The organism is Sphingobium sp. PNB (assembly GCF_019873065.1).
Taxonomy (GTDB): domain Bacteria; phylum Pseudomonadota; class Alphaproteobacteria; order Sphingomonadales; family Sphingomonadaceae; genus Sphingobium; species Sphingobium fuliginis.
In genome coordinates, this window is the sequence record NZ_JAINEZ010000025.1 from 21,724 (window position 1) to 41,826 (window position 20,103).

At 66.2% G+C, this 20,103-nt stretch carries 13 protein-coding genes and 1 tRNA gene; 11 read left to right on the top strand and 3 right to left on the bottom strand.

Features of this window, described 5'->3' with window-relative positions:
• Positions 1 to 337 precede the first annotated feature (337 nt).
• The 4 genes from K7W03_RS10750 to K7W03_RS10765 all read left to right on the top strand — a co-directional run bounded on the left by K7W03_RS10750 (position 338) and on the right by K7W03_RS10765 (position 4,762).
• A complete protein-coding gene (locus K7W03_RS10750) occupies positions 338 to 1,618 on the top strand; it encodes a CmpA/NrtA family ABC transporter substrate-binding protein (RefSeq protein WP_140041876.1) in 1,281 nt (426 codons plus the stop codon).
• 14 nt (positions 1,619 to 1,632) lie between these two features.
• A complete protein-coding gene (ntrB, locus tag K7W03_RS10755; RefSeq protein ID WP_226870043.1) occupies positions 1,633 to 2,589 on the top strand; it encodes a nitrate ABC transporter permease in 957 nt (318 codons plus the stop codon).
• Positions 2,590 to 2,606: 17 nt separating this feature from the next.
• The gene (locus K7W03_RS10760; protein ID WP_222886304.1) at positions 2,607 to 3,410 is read left to right on the top strand and encodes an ABC transporter ATP-binding protein; all 804 of its coding nucleotides are present in this window, start codon (positions 2,607 to 2,609) and stop codon (positions 3,408 to 3,410) included.
• 68 nt (positions 3,411 to 3,478) lie between these two features.
• The gene (locus tag K7W03_RS10765) at positions 3,479 to 4,762 is read left to right on the top strand and encodes an alginate export family protein (protein WP_222886305.1); all 1,284 of its coding nucleotides are present in this window, start codon (positions 3,479 to 3,481) and stop codon (positions 4,760 to 4,762) included.
• Between the two features lie 340 nt (positions 4,763 to 5,102).
• Here the strand turns inward: K7W03_RS10765 and K7W03_RS10770 are convergent.
• From K7W03_RS10770 to K7W03_RS10780, 3 genes are all read right to left on the bottom strand, one after another.
• Positions 5,103 to 5,179: transfer RNA gene (locus K7W03_RS10770), tRNA-Pro, on the bottom strand.
• 131 nt (positions 5,180 to 5,310) lie between these two features.
• Complete coding sequence (locus K7W03_RS10775; RefSeq protein ID WP_007689093.1) at positions 5,311 to 5,523, bottom strand: hypothetical protein; 213 nt, start codon at positions 5,521 to 5,523, stop codon at positions 5,311 to 5,313.
• 155 nt (positions 5,524 to 5,678) lie between these two features.
• Positions 5,679 to 7,055: a M28 family peptidase gene (locus K7W03_RS10780; RefSeq protein ID WP_222886306.1), complete on the bottom strand. Its 1,377-nt coding sequence runs from the start codon at positions 7,053 to 7,055 to the stop codon at positions 5,679 to 5,681.
• A gap of 102 nt (positions 7,056 to 7,157) precedes the next feature.
• Here K7W03_RS10780 and ettA point away from each other — a divergent pair, with 102 nt between their 5' ends.
• From ettA to addA, 7 genes are all read left to right on the top strand, one after another.
• On the top strand, positions 7,158 to 8,843 hold the full coding sequence (ettA, locus tag K7W03_RS10785; protein WP_025551543.1) for an energy-dependent translational throttle protein EttA: 1,686 nt from the start codon (positions 7,158 to 7,160) through the stop codon (positions 8,841 to 8,843).
• Positions 8,844 to 9,215: 372 nt separating this feature from the next.
• Positions 9,216 to 11,561, top strand: a complete 2,346-nt coding sequence (locus K7W03_RS10790; RefSeq protein WP_222886307.1) for a sensor histidine kinase — start codon at positions 9,216 to 9,218, stop codon at positions 11,559 to 11,561.
• Positions 11,554 to 12,012, top strand: a complete 459-nt coding sequence (tsaE, locus tag K7W03_RS10795) for a tRNA (adenosine(37)-N6)-threonylcarbamoyltransferase complex ATPase subunit type 1 TsaE (protein ID WP_044662309.1) — start codon at positions 11,554 to 11,556, stop codon at positions 12,010 to 12,012. Before K7W03_RS10790 ends, tsaE begins: the two co-directional genes overlap by 8 nt.
• On the top strand, positions 12,009 to 12,995 hold the full coding sequence (locus K7W03_RS10800; protein ID WP_222886318.1) for an aminoglycoside phosphotransferase family protein: 987 nt from the start codon (positions 12,009 to 12,011) through the stop codon (positions 12,993 to 12,995). The genes tsaE and K7W03_RS10800 overlap by 4 nt, the downstream gene beginning before the upstream one ends.
• Positions 12,992 to 13,702 carry a nucleotidyltransferase family protein gene (locus K7W03_RS10805; protein ID WP_025548951.1) on the top strand — a complete coding sequence of 237 codons (711 nt, stop codon included), beginning with the start codon at positions 12,992 to 12,994 and terminating at the stop codon, positions 13,700 to 13,702. Before K7W03_RS10800 ends, K7W03_RS10805 begins: the two co-directional genes overlap by 4 nt.
• Complete coding sequence (addB, locus tag K7W03_RS10810) at positions 13,695 to 16,670, top strand: double-strand break repair protein AddB (RefSeq protein WP_222886308.1); 2,976 nt, start codon at positions 13,695 to 13,697, stop codon at positions 16,668 to 16,670. Before K7W03_RS10805 ends, addB begins: the two co-directional genes overlap by 8 nt.
• Positions 16,651 to 20,094, top strand: a complete 3,444-nt coding sequence (gene addA, locus K7W03_RS10815) for a double-strand break repair helicase AddA (RefSeq protein WP_222886309.1) — start codon at positions 16,651 to 16,653, stop codon at positions 20,092 to 20,094. Before addB ends, addA begins: the two co-directional genes overlap by 20 nt.
• Positions 20,095 to 20,103 lie beyond the last annotated feature (9 nt).

The window sequence follows — 20,103 nt, forward strand, 5'->3', positions numbered from 1 at the left end:
ATAGTTTGTGCAATGCAAAAATTTCGCTTGCGACTCGGATGAATCGGTGACAGCTTTCCATCCGTCGAAGCAGGGGCGCTTCGGCACATAGGTTGGGCCTGCCGATGACGGTCAGGGTTCAGCTTCGGTTGATGAAAAGACCGACATGGCAATGACGCCGCCTGAACAAGGTCCGACGACCTTCGTTCCGGCGGCTTTTTTATTGGGTTTTCGCTGGCGGCATGGATGCTGCCGGGCGGCTTTCGGCATCGATTTTCGTGCGCTGGATCGCTTCCGGCGATGGCTGGTTGCGCGCTGCTTCCGGCAGTCACGGGCAACAAGGAAAGGACATCAGGGAATGGCAGAGGGGGATAATCAGCATGGCGTCAGCCGGCGTGGGCTGCTGAAGAGGAGCGGCACGGCGGCGCTGCTCGCTGCGGTGCAGCAGGCATTTCCATCGGGTGCGTTCGCGGCCGGGGCAGGACCGGAAGTCACGGGCGCCAAGCTGGGCTTCATCGCGCTGACCGATGCGGCGCCGCTGATCATCGCCAGGGAACTGGGCTTCTTCGCCAAATATGGCATGCCCGACGTGCAGGTGGCGAAGCAGGCGAGCTGGGGCGCGACCCGCGACAATCTGGTGCTGGGAAGCGCGGGCGGCGGCATCGACGGGGCGCATATCCTGACGCCCATGCCCTATCTGCTGACGCTGGGCGCGATCGGCAAGGCGACGCCGATGAGCATCCTCGCCCGCCTCAATGTCAACGGCCAGGCGATCTCCGTATCCAAGGAATATCTGGGGGCCAGGGCGGACCTCAACGCCGGAAAGATGAAAGGCGTGATCGCCCAGCGCAAGGCGGCCGGCAAGAAGATCTCCATGGCGATGACTTTCCCCGGCGGCACGCATGACATGTGGCTGCGATATTGGCTGGCGGCCGGCGGGATCGATCCGGACAAGGATGTCGAACTGATCACCGTGCCGCCGCCGCAGATGGTGGCGAACATGAAGGCCGACACGATGGACGCCTTCTGCGTGGGCGAGCCGTGGAACGACCAGCTCGTCGCGCAGCAACTGGGCTACACCGCCGTTTCGACCGGCCAGATGTGGATGAACCACCCCGAAAAGAGCTTCGCCATGCGGTCCGACTGGGTGGCGAAATATCCCAGGGCGGCGCTGGCGATCACGGCGGCGATCATCGAGGCGCAGCGCTGGGCGGACAATCCCGGCAATATCGCGCGACTGGCCGGGACGATTGCGGGGCGCGATTATCTGAAGTGCCCGATCACCGACATTGCCGACCGCCTGCAGGGCAATTTCACCATGGGCGACGGACGGAAATTCCCGAACGCGGCCTTCAGGATGAAGTTTTTCGCGGGTTACGCCTCCTTCCCCTACAAGAGCCACGATCTCTGGTTCCTCACGGAGAACCAACGCTGGGGCAAGCTGCCCATGACGCTCGATACCAAGGGCGTGATCGCGAAGGTCAACCGGTCCGACATCTGGCGCAAGGCCGCCGCGATGCTGGGCGGCAAGGGCCCGGCCAGCGACAGCCGCGGCGTCGAGAAATTCTTCGACGGCAAGACCTTCGATCCCGCCAACCCCAAGGCCTATCTCGCCAGCCTGGCGATCAAGCGCGTATGATGAAGGAGATCAGCATGGCATCGCCATCGCCCGGCAGGATGAGTGGGCCGTCGGCTTCGACCGGCGGGGCCAGCACCGAATTGGGTGTCATCCTGCCCTATCCCGAGCAAGCCATCGCCCGCCGCAGTTTCGAGCCGGTGGCAGCGCCCGTGCATCCGCTGATCCGCGCAGCGCGATCCGGGGCGGCCAGCATGCTGCCGACCATGGTGATGATCGCGGGGCTGCTGGCCTTCTGGCAGTTGCTCTGCGGATCGCCGAGCGCGACTTTCCCCAGTCCGCTCGCCGTCTGGCAGGAAAGCCATGACGTCATCATGCATCCGTTCAAGGGCGTGGAGATCGGCCTCACCCATTTCAGCATCCAGGACGGCGGCGACGTCGGCATTGCCGGCCATGTGCTGACCAGCCTCAGCCGCGTGCTGATCGGCTACAGCATCGCGGCGGTCATCGGCGTGGCGCTGGGCATCCTGATCGGGCAGAGCGTCTTCGCCTTCCGCGCGCTCGACCCGCTGTTCCAGGTGCTGCGCACGGTGCCGCCGCTGGCCTGGCTGCCGATCAGCCTCGCCATCTTCCAGCAGGCGCAGCCCTCCGCCATCTTCCTGATCTTCATCACCGCGATCTGGCCGATCATATTGAACACGGCGGCAGGGGTGCAGACCATTCCGGCCGCCTATCGCAACGTCGCCAAGGTGCTGGCGCTCAATCCGATCGAATATTTCGTGCGCATCATGCTGCCCGCCACGGTGCCGCACATGTTCACCGGTCTTCGCATCGGCGTCGGCATGAGCTGGCTGGCCATCGTCGCGGCCGAGATGGTGCAGGGCGGCACCGGCGTCGGCTTCTTCATCTGGGACAGCTACAACAGTTCGCTGCTGACCGACACTATCGTCGCGCTGATCTGGATCGGCATGGTGGGCTTCGCGCTGGACCGCATCGTCGCCTTTGCGGGCCGCATCATCGGCCGCGCAGGCTGACAGGGGAGGGCATTTTCATGAAACAGCGCAGCTATCTCGCGCTTGAGGGCGTCACCGTCGAATTTCCGACCAGGGCAGGGCGCTTCTGCGCGCTCGACGGGATCGATCTGGAGGTTGAAAAGGGCCAGTTCGTGGCGCTGATCGGCCATTCCGGCTGCGGCAAGTCGACGCTGCTCAATGCCGTCGCCGGGCTGGTCGAGCCGACGCGGGGCGCGATCTTCCTCGACGGCGAACTGGTCGACGCGCCGGGGCCGGACCGGGCGGTCGTCTTTCAGGACCATAGCCTGCTGCCCTGGCTGACGGTCGAGGAGAATGTGCGTCTGGCCGTCGACAAGACGGCGGGCGGCAGGAACAGGGCCGAACGCAGGGACTGGGTCATGCACAATCTGGAACTGGTCCAGATGGCCCATGCCGTGGGCAAGCGGCCGGGCGAACTGTCGGGCGGCATGAAGCAGCGTGTCGGCATCGCCCGCGCCATCGCCATGAACCCACGCGTCCTGCTGATGGACGAACCTTTCGGCGCGCTCGACGCGCTGACACGGGCGGCGCTTCAGGACGTGGTCATGGATTTGCAGGCGCGGCTGAACAACACCGTGCTGATGATCACCCATGATGTCGACGAGGCGGTGCTGCTGGCTGACCGGGTCGTCATGATGACCAACGGCCCGGCGGCGCGGATCGGGGAGGACCTTGCCGTGCCGCTGGCCCGTCCCCGAAACCGGCTGGAGGCTGTCGACACGGCCGAATATGCCGAAGCGCGTTCCGCCGTCATCCACTTCCTGCACGAGCGCTACCGCAATCCGGCGACGCTTGCCGCCTGAAATCCGGTTTGGAGAGGATGCCCTGAACAGGCCCGGAAAGGCCATCGGGAGCAAATGAAGGGGGATTTATGAAGAAGGTTTCTTTCCTGTTTTCGGCGTCGGTCCCAATAATGGGACTGTCCGCGATCGCGGCGCCGGCGCTGGCGCAGGATGTCGTTTTCAAGCCGATCGTGGAGGCCCGCTTGCGGTACGAAACGGTCGATCAGGCGGGCCCCGCGCCGCTCAGCAGCAGCCGCGATGCCCATTCCGTGACGATGCGGCTGCGCGCGGGCGGGGAGGTTTCGAAGGGCCCCTGGGCCTTCCTGGCCGAAGCCGAAGGCACGCTGGCGATCGATGAGGACTATAATAGCGGCGTCAACGGAAAGACGCTCTATCCCATCGTGGCCGATCCGGAGACGGTCGAGGCCAACCGGGTGCAGATCCAATACCGCACAAAGCCGCTGGTCGTGACCGTGGGCCGTCAGCGGATCAACCTGGACGACCAGCGCTTCGTCGGCTCCGTCGCCTGGCGGCAGAATGAGCAGACCTTCGATGCCGTGCGCATCGAATATATGGGGATCAAGAACCTGAAGGTCGACCTCAGCTACGCGATAGCGGCGCGGACGATCTGGGGCATAGACGGCGGCAAGTTCGGTTCGGCCAACCGGCCGACGGACATCAAGGGCGACGATGTCTTCGCCAACATCTCCTACAAGACCAAGCTCGGGACTCTGACCGGCTTCGCCTATCTGGTGGATGAGGATGAGGCGGTGGCCGCGCTGAGGCGCAACAGCAGCCAGACCTATGGCCTGCGCTTCACCGGTGCGCAGCCGCTCGCGAAGAAGGTGAAGCTCAGCTACCTCGCCAGCTATGCGCGGCAGAGCGACCATGCGACCAATCCCGTCGATTATTCGGCGGATTTCGTCACGGCGGAACTGGGGCTGGACATTGCCGCCTTCAAGCTGACGGCGGGCTATGAATTGCTGGGATCGGATGCGGGCGCGACCGGCATCGCGGGCGGTTTCGCCTTCCAGACGCCCTTTGCCACGCTGCACAAGTTCAACGGCTGGGCCGACAAGTTCCTGACCACGCCCGGCACCGGCATTCAGGATTATTATGCCGGCGTCGCCTATACCGTGCCTAAGGTGGGCAAGGCCGGACCGCTGGTCGCTTCCTTCATCTACCACCGGTTCAGCAGCGACCGGCTGTCGATCCATTATGGCGACGAATATGATGCGCAGGTGACGCTGAAGCTGAACAAGCATCTGAGCGCGCTCGTCAAATATGCGGATTATGATCGCAAGGGGATCGCCAGCTACACCGGCGATGCCGACACCAGGAAGTTCTGGGCGCAGATCGACTACGCGCTCTGACATTTGCCTGCGGCTCCAGGGCCGCCGTGGCGGGCCATCGCTGCCGGATCAAAGGACCGGCGTCGGTGGCCTTCACCTATTGCCAACGCCTGTTGCCAACGCCCGTTGCCGGGCTGCCCCGGCCGCTTTGGCAAGGGCGCGGCATCGGCGGAACCTCCTGGCTTCCCTGCTCGTTGAGCCTGCGAAAGCAATAGCAGGCGATGGAGGATCGACAGGATGGGCAAGGGCATTTTGCTGTGGTTGCTGGGCGTGCCCATTCCCATCATCATTATCCTGTGGCTGCTGTTCCGCTGAACAGGCCGTCGCTCGGCCTGCCGGAAGAGCCCGGTATCCAGGGTAATGGTCGGGGAGACAGGATTCGAACCTGCGACATCCTGCTCCCAAAGCAGGCGCGCTACCAGACTGCGCTACTCCCCGGCGCTCGCGGGCCTTAGCGGCGAAGCAGGCCGCACGTCAATCGCGCTTTTGGCCCCAATCCCGCCCGCATAGAAAAAGGGCGGATCGTACCAAGACGATCCGCCCTTTCGAAAATCTCGCTGGAGCGAAGATTATTCGGCGTTCGCGGCGTTGCCGGCGACGTTCGCAGCGTTGGCGGCGTTGTCGGCAGCGTTCGCGGCGTTGTCGGCAGCGTTGGTGGCGTTTTCGACAACGTTCTCAACAACAGCGTTCGAAGCGTTCGCGGTCTCGTTGGCCGGCTTCTCACCGCAAGCGGCGAGGGCCATCAGGCCGGCCGAAGCGAAAACAACAGCGATCTTCTTCATTGTGTACGGCTCCCATAGCATTTTGCCGCGTCGTCACACCAAAATCGTGACTTACGCGAGCGACCCGCATTAACGTGTGCGCTGCACAAATCAATGCTTTTCTGCGTCGGTGAAGCGACAGAATCACGCGACAGGGTGTTGTCTACAATAAAAGTTCAGTTAACGCCTAGCGATTCCGGCGCATTTGCGATTTCGAAAAGTGCAACTGCCCAGGCGGCGACATTCTGGCGAAGCTGCGTGGGATCGATCTTGTCCAGCGTGTCGTCCGGCGTGTGATGAATGTCGAAATACCGGGTGCCGTCCTGCTGGAGATCGATCACCGGAACGCCGGCCTTCACCAGCGGTTCGATGTCGGAACCTCCGCCCGCGGGCAATCGGCTGGCCCCGATGCCGAGCGGCGCCAGCCCGGCCACGACCCGGCGGGCAAGCGCATCATGGCCTTGCGGCAGCTTGAAATCCGCCCGCCAGACGCGATCTGCCCCGAAGTCCGATTCCATCACCATGGCATGTGCTTCCTTGCCATGGGCGTCGTAATAGGCACGGCCGCCATTGCCGCCCACTTCCTCCGCACCGGCCATCAGCACGCGGATGGTGCGGCGGAGCGGCCCGGCCTTGGCCGCCTGAAGCGCCGCGGCGGCCACGATGCCGCAGCCTGCGCCATCGTCTATCGCCCCCGTGCCTTGGTCCCAGCTATCGAGATGGCATGCGGCGACGACCACGCCCGCCTTGGGATCGCTGCCGGGGATTTCGGCCAGGACATTGCCCGAGGGCTGGTCCTTCAGCATCTTCGAACTGAGCGTGAGGTGAAGCCGCACCGGCTGCCCGCGGGAGACAATCCGGGCAAGCTGTTCGGCATCGGGCACGCTGAGCGCGGCGGCGGGAATGGGTTTCACGCCATCCGCCCACATCTGGACGCCTGTATGGGGCTGGCGATGATTGTCGGTGCCGATCGAGCGGATCAGGATGGCGATGGCGCCCTTTTTCGAGGCGATGCTGGGACCCTGGCGGCGGGTCGCGCCGAAATAGCCATAGGAACTGCCGTCCTGCGTCGCGTGCATGGCATGGCTGACAAAGGCGATCCTGCCCTTCAGGCTGCCTTCGGGCGCGGCCTCCAGATCGGCCAGCGTGGGGAAATAGACGACCTCTCCCTCGATCCCCTTGTCCGGGGTGGAGGCGCTGTTGCCGAGGGCGGCGAGAACCAGGGTCTGCGGGAAGGGGGCGTTCACGCGGGCCTCGTCATGGCCGCGCAGCCATACGGGCATGGTGTAGGGTTCGGCCCGGACGTTGGAGAAGCCAAGGCTCTTGAGCTTCGCCACGGCCCAATCGCGGGCCCGCGCTTCCTGCGGGGTGCCGGCGGGGCGGGGTCCGACCTCGGTGGTCAGGCCTTCGGTGAAGTCCATCGCGACCTCGTCCGTCAGGGCCGACGCGCGAATCGCCTCCAGCCCGGCCGGCGCCGCGGCAAGAGGAAGGACGGGAGTGGATATGCTGCCGAGGAAAAGGGCGGCAAGCGTGCCCGATCGGATTTTCTGCATGGATCAAGGCTTAGCGGGACATCCCCCATTTGCCAACGCGTTCCGCCTCCGCTAACCCGGCGCCAATTTCCAACGATTGTCCTTTCGGAGCTGCTTCAAGCCATGTCCGCCTCCTCCCAATACGCGTTCGTCATGAAGAGCATGACCAAGAGCTTTCCCGGCGCCGCCAAGCCGGTGCTCAACCAGATCAACCTGCAATTCTATCGCGGCGCGAAGATCGGCATCGTCGGCCCCAACGGCGCGGGCAAGTCGACCCTGATGAAGATCATGGCCGGCATCGACACGGATTTCAGCGGAGAGGCATGGCCGGGCGAGAATATCTCGGTCGGCTACCTGCCGCAGGAGCCTCAACTCGACCCGAACAAGACGGTATTGGAAAACGTCAAGGACGGCGCGCGGGAGATTGCGGACAAGCTGGACCGCTTCAACGAGATCAGCATGATCATGGCCGATCCGCCGGAGGACGTCGATTTCGACGCGCTGATGGAGGAAATGGGCACGTTGCAGGAGCAGATCGACGCCGTGGACGGCTGGACGCTCGACAACCAGCTTGAGATCGCGATGGAAGCGCTGCGCTGTCCGCCTTCGGACTGGCCGGTCGACAGCCTGTCGGGCGGTGAGAAGCGCCGCATCGCGCTCACCCGCCTGCTGATCCAGAAGCCGGACATCCTGCTGCTCGACGAACCGACCAACCATCTGGATGCCGAGAGCGTCGAATGGCTGGAAAACCACCTGAAGGAATATGCGGGCGCGGTGCTGATGATCACCCACGACCGCTACTTCCTCGACAATGTGGTCGGCTGGATTCTCGAACTCGATCGCGGCAAATATTTCCCCTACGAGGGCAACTACTCCACCTATCTGGAGAAGAAGTCCAAGCGTCTTGAGCAGGAAGACCGGGAGGCGACCGGCCGGCAAAAGGCGATCAACGACGAGCTGGAATGGATCAGGGCCGGCACGAAGGGCCGCCAGACCAAGTCCAAGGCGCGCATCAAGAAGTTCGAGGAACTGGTCGCCAGCCAGGAGAACCGTACCCCCGGCAAGGCGCAGATCGTCATCCAGGTGCCCGAGCGTCTGGGCGGCAAGGTGATCGAGGCGAAGAATATCTCGAAGGCCTATGGCGACAAGCTGCTGTTCGAGAACCTCTCCTTCATGCTGCCGCCGGGCGGCATCGTCGGCGTGATCGGGCCGAACGGCGCGGGCAAGTCGACCCTTTTCAAGATCATCACCGGGCAGGAGCAGCCTGATTCGGGTGAGATCGACATCGGTTCGACGGTCCGCCTCGGCTATGTCGACCAGAGCCGCGACCATCTCGACCCGTCGAAGAATGTGTGGGAAGAGGTTTCCGACGGCCTCGATTATGTGAAGGTCAACGGCCACGACATGTCGACGCGCGCCTATGTGGGCGCCTTCAACTTCAAGGGGCAGGACCAGCAGAAAAATGTCGGCAAGCTGTCCGGCGGTGAGCGCAACCGCGTGCACATCGCCAAGATGCTGAAGAAGGGCGGCAACGTGCTGCTGCTCGACGAACCGACCAACGACCTCGACGTCGAAACGTTGGCGGCGCTGGAAGAGGCGATCGAGAATTTCGCGGGCTGCGCTGTGGTCATCAGCCACGACCGCTTCTTCCTCGACCGTCTGGCGACTCATATCCTGGCGTTCGAGGGCGACAGCCATGTCGAATGGTTCGAGGGCAATTTCGAAATGTATGAGGAGGACAAGCGGCGTCGTCTGGGCGATGCGGCGGATCGTCCGACGCGGCTTGCCTACAAGAAGCTGACGCGCTGAGCCGGCGATGCAGCGCGAATATGGTCAAGGAATTGCAATCATTGCAACGATGGGCATGTTTTTCGCACTTGCAAAATGACGTGCTGCACTGCACATAGGAGGGGCCTTTCAGGCATCCTCTCCTAAAACTTTCAGGCCGGTCCTTCGGGATCGGCCCTTTTTTGGTGTAAAGCGCCTTGTTGGCGCCTGCTCGCCCATGTGGGCGATCTTCCGACACCGCCGCGATCCCTTCCGCGATGTTCCCCGACAATGATTTCACCGCAAAGCATGATTCTTTCCATCTCGGTGCTTCACCCTGCATCTGACTTGGGTTAGTCCCCTCAGAACCAAGGACGGGGGCAGACATTCGGCGATGAGGGCGAAGCAGGTTTAATGGCGTTGACCCCTCTTGCTGCCGTGATACTGGGCGTCGTCCTGGCCCTCTGGCTCGGTGCGGCGGTCTGGGCGCTGTCGAGCGGCCAGCGCCGGCGCCGCGAAGGCATGCAGGCGCAGGGAAAGCTCGACCGGCTGTCGGTCCTGCTCGCCTCCGCGCCCGCGGCGCCCATCGTCATTCATCCCGACGGGCGGCTGGAGGCGGCAGACCGCCTCGCCAAATGGCTGGGCAAGGATCGGGTGCCGACTTTCGTGTCCGAACTGACCGCGCCCGACGGCGGCCTGGAACCCGATGATGCCGCCGCGCTGGCTCGGGAGATCGAGGCGGCCCAGCGCGCGGGGCGCAGCTTCGCGCTGCCGGTGCGGGGCGTCGATTCGTCTCGCCTGCTGCTGGTTCGCGGCGCGCCCGCCGGGCCGGTGCTGGCCGAAAGCGGCGGCGTTGTCCTCTGGATATTCGACGCGACCGACAGCCAGTCGGAAATCCAGACCCTGAAGGGCAGGGTGGAACAGCTTCGGGAAGCGCTGGAAGCGCTTGCAGGCCTGGTGGAAGCGGCGCCCTTTCCCATGTGGCACCGCACGGCGGACATGCGGCTCAGCCTGGTCAACACGGCCTATGTCCGTGCTGTGGACGGAGAGAACGCCCGCGAGGTCATCGCCAACGGCACCGAACTGGTCGAGACGGTCGGCGGATTGACGCCGCAGGCGGCCGCCGCGCAGACCCTTGCCGACGGCGCGCCGGTGGAGCGCATGGTTCCCGCGACCATCGACGGCGAAAGGCGGACCATGCGCGTGGTCGATGTTCCCCTCGGCGGGGCAGGCGTCGCCGGTTTCGCCATGGACCAGAATGAGCTGGAACAGGCGCGCGTCGAACATCGGCGGCTGGAGGCGGCGCAACGCGACCTGCTGGATCGCCTGTCCGCGGGCGTGGCGCGTTTCGGGTCGGACCGGGCGCTGCGCTTCTGGAACCAGCCCTTCATGAGCCTGTTCGGGCTGGATCAGGAGCGGCTGGCCGACAATCCGCCGTTCGAGCGGGTTCTGGACCAGATGCGTGAAGCACGAAGATTGCCCGAGAACAGGGATTTTCCGGCGTGGCGCGCGGAACGGCGCGACTGGTTCCTCTCGCCCGACCCGCGGGAGGAAAATTGGCTGCTGGCCGACGGCACCCATTTGCGCGTCTATGCGCAGCCGCTGCCCGACGGCGGGCTGCTGCTGATCTTCGAGGACCGGACGGAGCAGGTCCAGTTGTCCAGCGCCCGCGACACCCTGCTCCGCGTCCGTACCGCGACCTTCGACAATCTGTTCGAATCGATCGGCGTCTTTTCCTCGGGCGGACGCCTGCACCTTTGGAACAGCCGTTTCCGGTCGATCTGGGACGTGCCGGAAGATTTGCTGGCCAGGCATCCCCGGATCGACGAACTGATGCGCGCCGTCCAGTCGCGCCTCGCCAAGCCGCAGCAGGCGAACCTCGTCCGCGAACTGGTGCGCGCCGCCACGGTGGAGCGCAAGCAGCGCGTCGGCCATGTCGGCTTTGCGGACGGACGCATCTTCGAATTCGCGGCGATCCCGCTGCCCGACGGCAATGCGCTGTTCACCATGCTCGACGTCACGGACAGCCGCCGCGTGGAACAGGTGCTGCGCGACCGCAACGACGCGCTGGAGCAGGCCGACAAGGTGAAGACCGCCTTCGTCACCAATATGAGCTACGAACTGCGCACGCCGCTCACCACCATCGCCGGTTTCGCGGAGATGATGAGCGCGGGCTATGCGGGCGAACTGAGCACTTCCGCCCGGGAATATGTCGACGGCATCCTGCAAAGCACCAACCGCCTTTCCATGCTGATCGACAATGTGCTGGACCTGACGCAGGGCGAGGCGGGGATGCTGCCCATCGAAAAGGCAGATGTCGATCTGGCGGCGGAAGCGCGGGACGCGGTGGCGCGGATCAAGGCGGACGCGACGGGCAAGGGGATCGACCTTGCCATGTCGCTCCAATCGAGCCTTGGCACGGTGCAGGGCGACAAGCGGCGGATCGGTCAGGCGCTGGATCATCTGCTGGAAAATGCCGTGCGCTATTGCAACCGGGGCGGCCGGGTGCTGCTGCACGGCGATGGGACGAGCGACTCCGCGCGCCTCGTCGTATCGGACAATGGCCCGGGCATCAGCGCCAGGCGACAGGCGACGATCTTCGACGCGTCTTCCCGGACCGAGCAGGCGCGCAACGGCAGCAAGGCAGGCATCGGCCTGCCACTCGCCAGACAATTGGCGCAGGCGCATGGCGGGACGCTGGAACTGGTGTCGGAGCCGGGGCAGGGGACCATGGTCGTGATCGAGCTGCCCCGTGGCTGAGGATGAGATCGTGCTGGCCGGGGAGGCCGACATGCTGGCATTCGGGCATCGGCTGGCCGCGCTGGCCCGCATCGGCGACGTCATTGCGCTGGAAGGCGGGCTCGGCGCGGGCAAGACGACGCTTGCCCGTGGGATATTGGAAGGACTGGGGCTTGAGGAGGAAGCGCCAAGCCCCAGCTTCGCCATCGTCCAGCCCTATGACATTCCCGATGTGAAGCTGCCCGTCGCCCATGTCGATCTCTACCGGCTCGACGGGCCTGAAGAGGCTGGGGAACTGGCGCTCGACGACTATCTGACGGACAGTCTGCTGATCGTCGAATGGCCCGACCGGATGGGCGAGGGCGCATGGCCCGATGCCCTGCGCTTCCACATTGCGATGGAACCCGACGGCGCTCGGCGCTTGACAGCGGACGTGCCGGACGCTTGGACGGAGCGATGGTCACAGATATGATCCCGCCCGCCGCCGCTCCCGCCTTTCTCGCGCAGGCGGGGTGGGGGCAGGCCGCCATCGTGCCGCTCGCCGGCGATGCATCCTTCCGGCGTTATTTCCGGGTGATCGACGGGCCTCGCCGCGCCGTGCTGATGGACGCGCCCCCGCCGCATGAGGACCCGAGGCCCTTTATCGCCATTGCCGAGCATCTGACGGAGAATGGCTTTGCCGCGCCCCGGATATTGGCGCGCGACCTGGACGAAGGGCTGGTCCTGATCGAGGATTTCGGCGATCTGCGCGTCAAGGAGCATGTCGAGGAGCAGCCCGAAGCCGAAGGGGATGTGTATCGCCGCGCCGTGGACCTGCTGGCGGCGCTGCATCGCCTGCCGGCGGCCGACGTGCCGCCCTATGACCGCGCCGTCTATCAGCGGGAAGCGGGATTGCTGACCGAATGCTATTGTCCCGCCATTGGCCTGCCGGTGGATGAGGCGGGCTATGTCGCGGCATGGGACGCCGTGCTGCCGATGGTCGAGCGGTCGTCCAGCCCGGTCGTCACGGTGCTGCGCGATTATCATGCCGAAAATATCATGCTGATCGACCGGGCGGCGTCGCATGGCCTGGGCCTGCTCGACTTCCAGGATGCGCTGGCGGGGCATCCGGCCTATGATCTCGTCTCGCTGCTGCAGGATGCGCGCCGCGACGTGCCGCCCGCGCTGGAGGCGGCGATGCTCGACCATTATCGCGCCATCGCCCATCCCCCGGCTGACTTCGACGCCGCCTATGCCGTGCTGGGCGCGCAGCGCAACGCGAAGATCATCGGCATCTTCACCCGTCTGTGGAAGCGCGACGGAAAGCCGAGTTACCTCTCCTATCTGCCCCGCATGTGGGACTTGCTGGAACGCGACCTCGCCCACCCGGCGCTGGCGCCCGTGGCGGCATGGTTCGCGGCCAATATCCCTGCCGGGAAGCGGCACCACGCGCTAGAGGATTACGCCCCGGCATGATCGACACCGCGATGCTGATGGCGGCTGGACTGGGCAAGCGCATGCGGCCGTTGACGGCCACCCGCCCCAAGCCGCTGGTCAAGGTGGCCGGCAAGCCGCTGATGGACCATGCGCTGGACCGGCTGGCGGCGGGCGGCATCCGGAAGGTGGTCGTCAATGTCCACTATCTGGCGGATACGGTCGAGGCGCATCTGGCCGCGCATAATGAAGGCATGCAGATCGCGATTTCGGACGAACGCAGGAAGCTGCTGGAAACGGGCGGCGGGCTGATCCACGCCAGGGAGCAGTTGGGCGACGCGCCCTTCTTCTGCGCCAACAGCGACAATCTGTGGATCGATGGCCCGCAGGAAACGCTGGGCATGATGCGCAGGATCTGGAACCCGGACCGGATGGACGCGCTGCTGCTGCTGGTGCCGCTCGCACGCGCCCATTGCCATCGGGGGCCGGGCGATTTTCACATGGACGCGAACGGACGGCTGACACGGCGCAAGACCGCCCATGTCGCGCCGTTCGTCTTCACCGGCGTCCAGATCATGTCGCCCGCGCTGCTGGTCGATCCCCCGTCGGATGTCTTTTCCACCAATGTCTTCTGGAACCGGGCGATAGAAACGGGCCGTCTCTACGGCGTCTCGCATCAGGGGCTTTGGTTCGATGTCGGCACGCCGCAGGCCATTCCGGTCGTGGAGTCGATGCTGGCCCATGGGTGAACGCACCCGCCCGGCGCTGTTCAACATACCCGCGCACCGCGCCTTTTCCGACGCGCTGGTGACGGGCATCCTCGCTCGGCATGGCGATGATCCGATGCGGCTGGCGCAGGGCATGATCCTGCTGCCCAACAACCGCGCCATCCGGTCGGTCAGCGATGCCTTCGTCCGAAAATCGGGCGGTGGCCTGCTGTTGCCGCGCCTCGTCGCGCTGGGCGATCCCGATCTGGGCGAACAGGTGGGCGGCGCGCTCGATCCGTTGGGGGAGGATGACCCCATAGCGCCCGCCATCGCGCCGATGCGCCGCCAGATGATCCTGGCGCGCATGGTGCAACAGGCATCGGCGCACCCCGTCGATGCGGGTCAGGCGTTGAAGCTGGCCCAGGCGCTGGGCGCGGTCCTCGACCAGATGCAGGTGGAGCGCGTTCCCATGCGCGCGCTGGCGGAACTCAGCCTGTCGGACGATCTGTCGCAGCATTGGCAGGCCTCGCTAAGGCTGTTCGGCCTGTTGCTGGCGCAATGGCCGCAGGAACTGGCGCGGCTGGGGTGCATCGACCTCGCGGACCGCCGCAATCGCCTGCTGGACCGCATGACGGAGCGCTGGACCAAGGCGCCGCCGGAGGGTTTCGTCATCGCGGCGGGCATGTCCACCACGGCGCCGGCAGTGGCCATGCTGCTCCGGCGGATCGCGATGCTGCCGCAGGGAGCGGTGGTCTTTGCCGGCCTGGATCAGGAGATGGACGGCGATGCCTGGGACGCCATCGGCCCCTTCGATGCCGACCCTCTGACCGGCCGCGCACCTGCGGGGCATGAGACCCATCCCCAATATGCCCTGAAACGCCTGCTCGACCGGATGAGCGCCACGCGCGACGATGTGGCGCTCTGGCGCTGGGGCAGCGAGCATGACGCCCGCGCCGTTCGAGGGCGCAACATCTCCAACGCCATGCTGCCGCCGCGCCTGACGAGCCGCTGGCGCGACCTCAGGACCGCAGACCGTTCGCTCGCCGGGGTGGAGGCGCTGGAAGTCGCAACGCCGGGCGAAGAGGCGCAGGCGATCGCCATCGCCCTGCGCGAAGCGGTCGAGACGCCGGGCCGCACCGCCGCGCTGGTGACGCCTGACCGGCAATTGGCGACCCGCGTGTCCGCGCATCTGCGCCGCTGGGGCATGGAGGCGGACGATTCGGCGGGTCAGCCGCTGTCGCGCCTGCCGCCCGGAACGCTGCTGATCGCCATGGCCGAGGCGCTGGCGGAGCGCTTTGCCCCCGTCGCGCTGCTGACCCTGCTCAAGCATCCGCTCGTCATGCGGGGGGAAGGGCGGCTTGCCTGGCTGGAGGGCGTGCGCGGGCTCGACCTGTTGCTGCGCGGACCAAGGCCGTGGGCGGGCATCCATGGGATCGACCTGTTGCTGGCCGAACGGGAGGGCGAAGACCGGCAAAGCGCCTTGCGCGCCCGCACGCGGCAGTGGTGGGGCGAAGCCCGCGCGCTGCTGGAACCGCTGGAGCAGGCCTTCATGGCCGCGCCGGACCTTGCCGGGCAGTTGGCGGCCATCCGGGAACATGCCGGCCGTCTCTCCCATGATGCGGTCTGGGCCGGGCATCAGGGTCATGCCGCCGCCGACCTTTTCGCGGAGATGGAGGAGGCGGCGAGCGAAGGGCCGCGTCAGGCCGACATACGCGCGCTGCCTGCCCTGTTCGACCATCTTCTGGGCGGCCTTTCGGTTCGCCCGCCGCAGGGCGGCCACCCCCGGATCAGCATCCTCGGCCTGATCGAAGCGCGGCTGGTGCAGACCGACCTCATGATATTGGGCGGCCTCAACGAGGGCACATGGCCGGGCCTGCCCGCGCCCGATCCATGGCTCGCCCCGCGCATCCGCCGGGAAATCGGGCTGCCCGGCCTGGAAAGCCGCATCGGCCTTGCCGCCCATGATTTCGCCAGCGCCCTTGGCGCGCCGCAGGTGCTGATCACGCGCGCCCGGCGCGGCGCGGGCGGTCCGGCGGTCGCCTCCCGCTTCTGGCTGCGGCTGAAGGCTATGGCGGGGCCGCAATGGAAGAGCGCCGACCGCTATGCCGCTCTGGCGCAGGCGATCGACCATGCGGAGGAGCACAGGCCCGCCCGACGCCCCGCGCCGGCGCCGCCTTCGTCAGTGCGTCCGAAGGTCATTCCGGTCACTGACGTCGACCGGCTGAAGGCCGATCCCTACGCCTTCTATGCCAAGCGCATCCTGCGACTGGCGCGGCTCGACCCGGTGGACGCCGATGCCGGACCCGCCTGGCGCGGCACGGCCGTGCATGAGATCCTCCAGCGATGGGCGGAGGAGGGCGACGGCGATCTGGCCGATCTGGAAGCGCGTGCGCGGGCGATGTTCGACCGGCCGGACGTCCATCCCTTGCTCAAGGCGCTCTGGCAACCGCGCCTTATCGAAGCGATACGATGGATCGCGGCGGAGGTGGCGAGCGATCTTGCCGCCGGGCGGAAGATCCTTTCGGTGGAAACGGAAGGCCGGGCGGAGATTGCCGGGGTGACGCTGACCGGGAAGGCCGACCGCATCGACCTGCTGCCGGACGGGAGGCTGGGCATAGTCGACTACAAGACCGGCAAGCCGCCCAGCGCGCGGCAGGTGAAGGCGGGCTATGCGCTGCAACTCGGCCTGCTGGGCCTGATCGCGGAGCATGGCGGCTTCCCCGGCACCGATTCCGCACCCGTGGCGGGCAGTTTCGAATATTGGTCGCTCGCGAAGAAGGGCGACGCATTCGGCTATCGCGAAAGCCCCGTCGACCCGCTGGGCAAGCGGGATAAGATCGTCACCGCCGACTTCACCTCCCAGGTTCATGCGCAGTTCGAGGAAATCGCCGCCGCCTGGCTCAACGGATCGGCGCCCTTCGATGCGCAGGTGAACCCGGAAGTCGCCAATTATGGCGATTATGACCAGCTCATGCGGCTGGAGGAATGGTATGGCCGGGACGATGGCTAGAAAGCACAACGCCCTGCAACCGCTGGCGGGCGCGCAGGCGCAGGCCGCCGCGCCCGATGCGCATGTGTGGCTGTCCGCATCGGCGGGCACGGGCAAGACCCATGTGCTGACCGCCCGCGTCTTCCGCCTGCTGCTTCAGGGGGTGCGGCCGGAAAATATCCTCTGCCTCACCTTCACCAAGGCGGGCGCGGCGGAAATGGCGGATCGCGTGCATGATCGACTCGCCGCCTGGGTGCTGATGGACGAGGCCGACCTTTTCCACGATCTGGATGCGCTGGGCGAGGAGTCCGGACCGGAAGCCCGCGACCGCGCCCGCCGCCTTTTCGCCGAGGTGCTGGAATCAACCGGCGGCGGGCTGCGCATCCAGACGATCCACGGCTTCTGCCAGCAGTTGCTGACGGCCTTTCCTTTGGAGGCCGGCCTGCCCCCCGGTTTCCGTCCGCTCGACCAGCGCGAGCAGGCGACGCTGGCGCGGCAGACGCTGGCCGACATGGTGGTGGTCGCGCAGGAGCAGGGGGACGAGGCCCTGATGGAGGCGTTGCAGGCGCTGAGCCTGCGACTGGGGGAGGGCGGGGCCGAGAATTTTCTGCTGCGCTGCGCGGCCCGGCTGGACGCGCTGGACGCCTTGCCGGAGGACATCGCGCCTTGGCTGCTGCGGGAACTGGACCTGCCCGAAGGCGACATCGACGCGCATATTGCCGAACGATGCGCGGACGAACTGTTCGATATGCGCACGCTCATCTGGATCGCGCAGGCCAATGCGGATTGGGGCACTGGACGGGCGCTGGAACGCTGCGACAGGATCGCGCGCTGGCGGGCTCTCGATCCAGCGGGGCGGGCCGCTGCGCTGGCCGATCTCCACGCGGTCTGGGCAAAGGCGGACGGCGAGCCGATCTCGACCGCCAGGGGCTGGGCGCCTTCGGTGGACGGCTATGGCGATGCGATTGCGCGGATGCACGAATGCTGTTCCGGGCTGCTGGGCCTTCGGACTCGCGCAGCCTATGCCGCACTGCTCGCCAGGGCTTTGCATGCCGGCCGCGTCTATGCGCGGGCCTATGCGGAAGCCAAGCGCCTTGCAGGAGCCGTGGATTTCGACGACCTGATCGCCAATACGGCGCAACTTCTGTCCCAGCCGGGCATTGCCGACTGGATTCGCTACAAGCTCGACCAGCAAATCGACCATATATTGGTGGACGAGGCGCAGGATACCAATGTCAGCCAATGGCAGATCGTCGGCGCGCTGGCGGCGGAGTTCTTCGCGGGCGAGGGCGCCAAGGGCGACAGGGTGCGCACCATCTTCACGGTGGGCGACTTCAAGCAGGCGATCTTCGGATTTCAGGGGACGAGCCCCGAAGCCTTTCGCGCCGCGCAGATCGTCTTCCAACGCCATGCGGAGGACGCAAGCCATATATTCCACGACCTGTCGCTTCAGCACAGCTTCCGCTCGACGCCGGCCGTGCTGGATGTGGTCGACCGCACCATAGCGACCCTGCGTGCCGAACGCTTCGGCCTGGAGCCGGGCGAAGTCCGGCACATCAGCGCCAACCGCTTTCCGGGCGAAGTGCTGCTCTGGAAACCCGTCGTCGCCGGCCTGTCCGACGATGCGGAGGGGGAGGAGGATTGGGCCGCCGATCAGGAGCGGGTGCTGGCCCAGACCATCGCGCGCCAGATCAGGCAGTGGATCGATGACGGGCTGATGCTGGAGAGCCGGGGCCGCCCCGTGACCGCGGGCGACATCATGATCCTGGTCCGCCGCCGGTCCGAACTGGCGCGGCTGATCGTCGCGCGCCTCTATGAGGAGAAGGTGGCGGTGGCGGGCATCGACCGCCTGCGCCTGAACGCGCCGCTCGCCGTGCGCGACCTGCTCGCGGCACTGCGTTTCGCCGTGCAGCCGGAGGATGACCTGAACCTGGCCGCGCTGCTGGTGTCGCCGCTGATCGGCTGGACGCAGGATGAACTGATGACCCGCCTCATCGGCCGCCGCTTGGGGTTGTGGCAGCATCTGACAGCGACGTTGGACGATGCACTGCTGCGCCCCTTGCGGCAGTTGCTGGCGCAGGCGGACTTCACCACCCCCTATCGTTATCTGGAGGCGATATTGTCCGGCCCGGTGGATGGCCGCCGCCGCCTGATCGAGCGTCTGGGGTCGGAAGCGGCCGATCCGATAGAGGAATTGCTGAATGCCGCGCTCGCCTTCGAGAATGACGATCATCCCTCGCTCCAGCGCTTCATCGACTGGTTCGACAGGGGCGAGGTGGAGATCGTGCGCGATGCCGCCGCGCAGGGCGACTCGCTCCGCCTGCTGACGGTGCACGGGGCGAAGGGACTGCAGGCGCCCATCGTCATCCTGGCCGACGCATGCCTCGATCCGGACGCAGGCAATCGCGCCGATTCGCTGGAGTGGAACGGCTTGCCGATCATCGCGCCGCGCAAGGGGGAGAGGCAGGGGGCGATCGGCCAGGTGGCCGAGGAGGCCAGCGCCGTCGAGCGCGCCGAACATTGGCGCCTGCTCTATGTCGCCCTCACCCGGGCGGAGGAAAGGCTGGTCGTCGCCGGCTCGCTCGGTCCCCGCGCCAGGGGCGAGGTCAAGCCGGAAAGCTGGTATGCCGCCGTTGAAGCGGCGCTCATTTCGCTGGACGCGGAATGGGAGGCCGATCCGCTCTGGGGCGCGCGGCGGAGCTGGCGCGGAAGCGAAATCCTGCCCGCCAGACCCCTGGAGACGGCTGTTGCGGAAAACCGGACGGCGCATGACGAACCGGATTGGCTCCGCCGCCGCGCCCCTGCCGAAGCGCGCCCTCCGCGTCCTCTGGCGCCCTCCGCTGCGGTGGAGGACGATGTGCCCTATCCGCCGCCGACCCCCGCGATGCGGGACGCGGCCGAACGCGGCCGCTGGCTGCACCGGCTGTTCGAGAGGCTGGCCGATGTGCCGCCGGATGCCCGCCGCTCCCGCGCCGACAACTGGCTGGCGCAACAGGGCCTTGGCGATCCGGCGCGGCGGCATGACGTCATGGAACAGGCATTGCGGGTGATCGAAGACCCGCGATTTGCCCCGCTGTTCGGACCCGATGCGCTGGCGGAAGCGCCCATCGCCGCCGTGGTGGGCGAGGCGGTGATCGCCGGTACGGTCGACCGGCTGCGCATCGGTGACGATGCGGTGCAACTGGTCGATTTCAAGACCGGCCGCATATCGCCGCTGGTGGTGGAGGAGGTGCCATTGGCCCATGTGCGGCAGATGGCCGCCTATGCCGCCGCGCTCCAGGTGATCTTTCCGGGTCGCAGGATAGAGGCCGGCCTGCTCTACACATCCGCGCCGAGGCTGATCACCCTGCCGCCGGAACTGCTGGAACGGCACAAGCCCGGCTTTCCGCCCGCGCAGGAGAATTTGCCGCTTCCGACCGTTGAGGCGGATGCGTCGCCATCCTAAATATCCGGC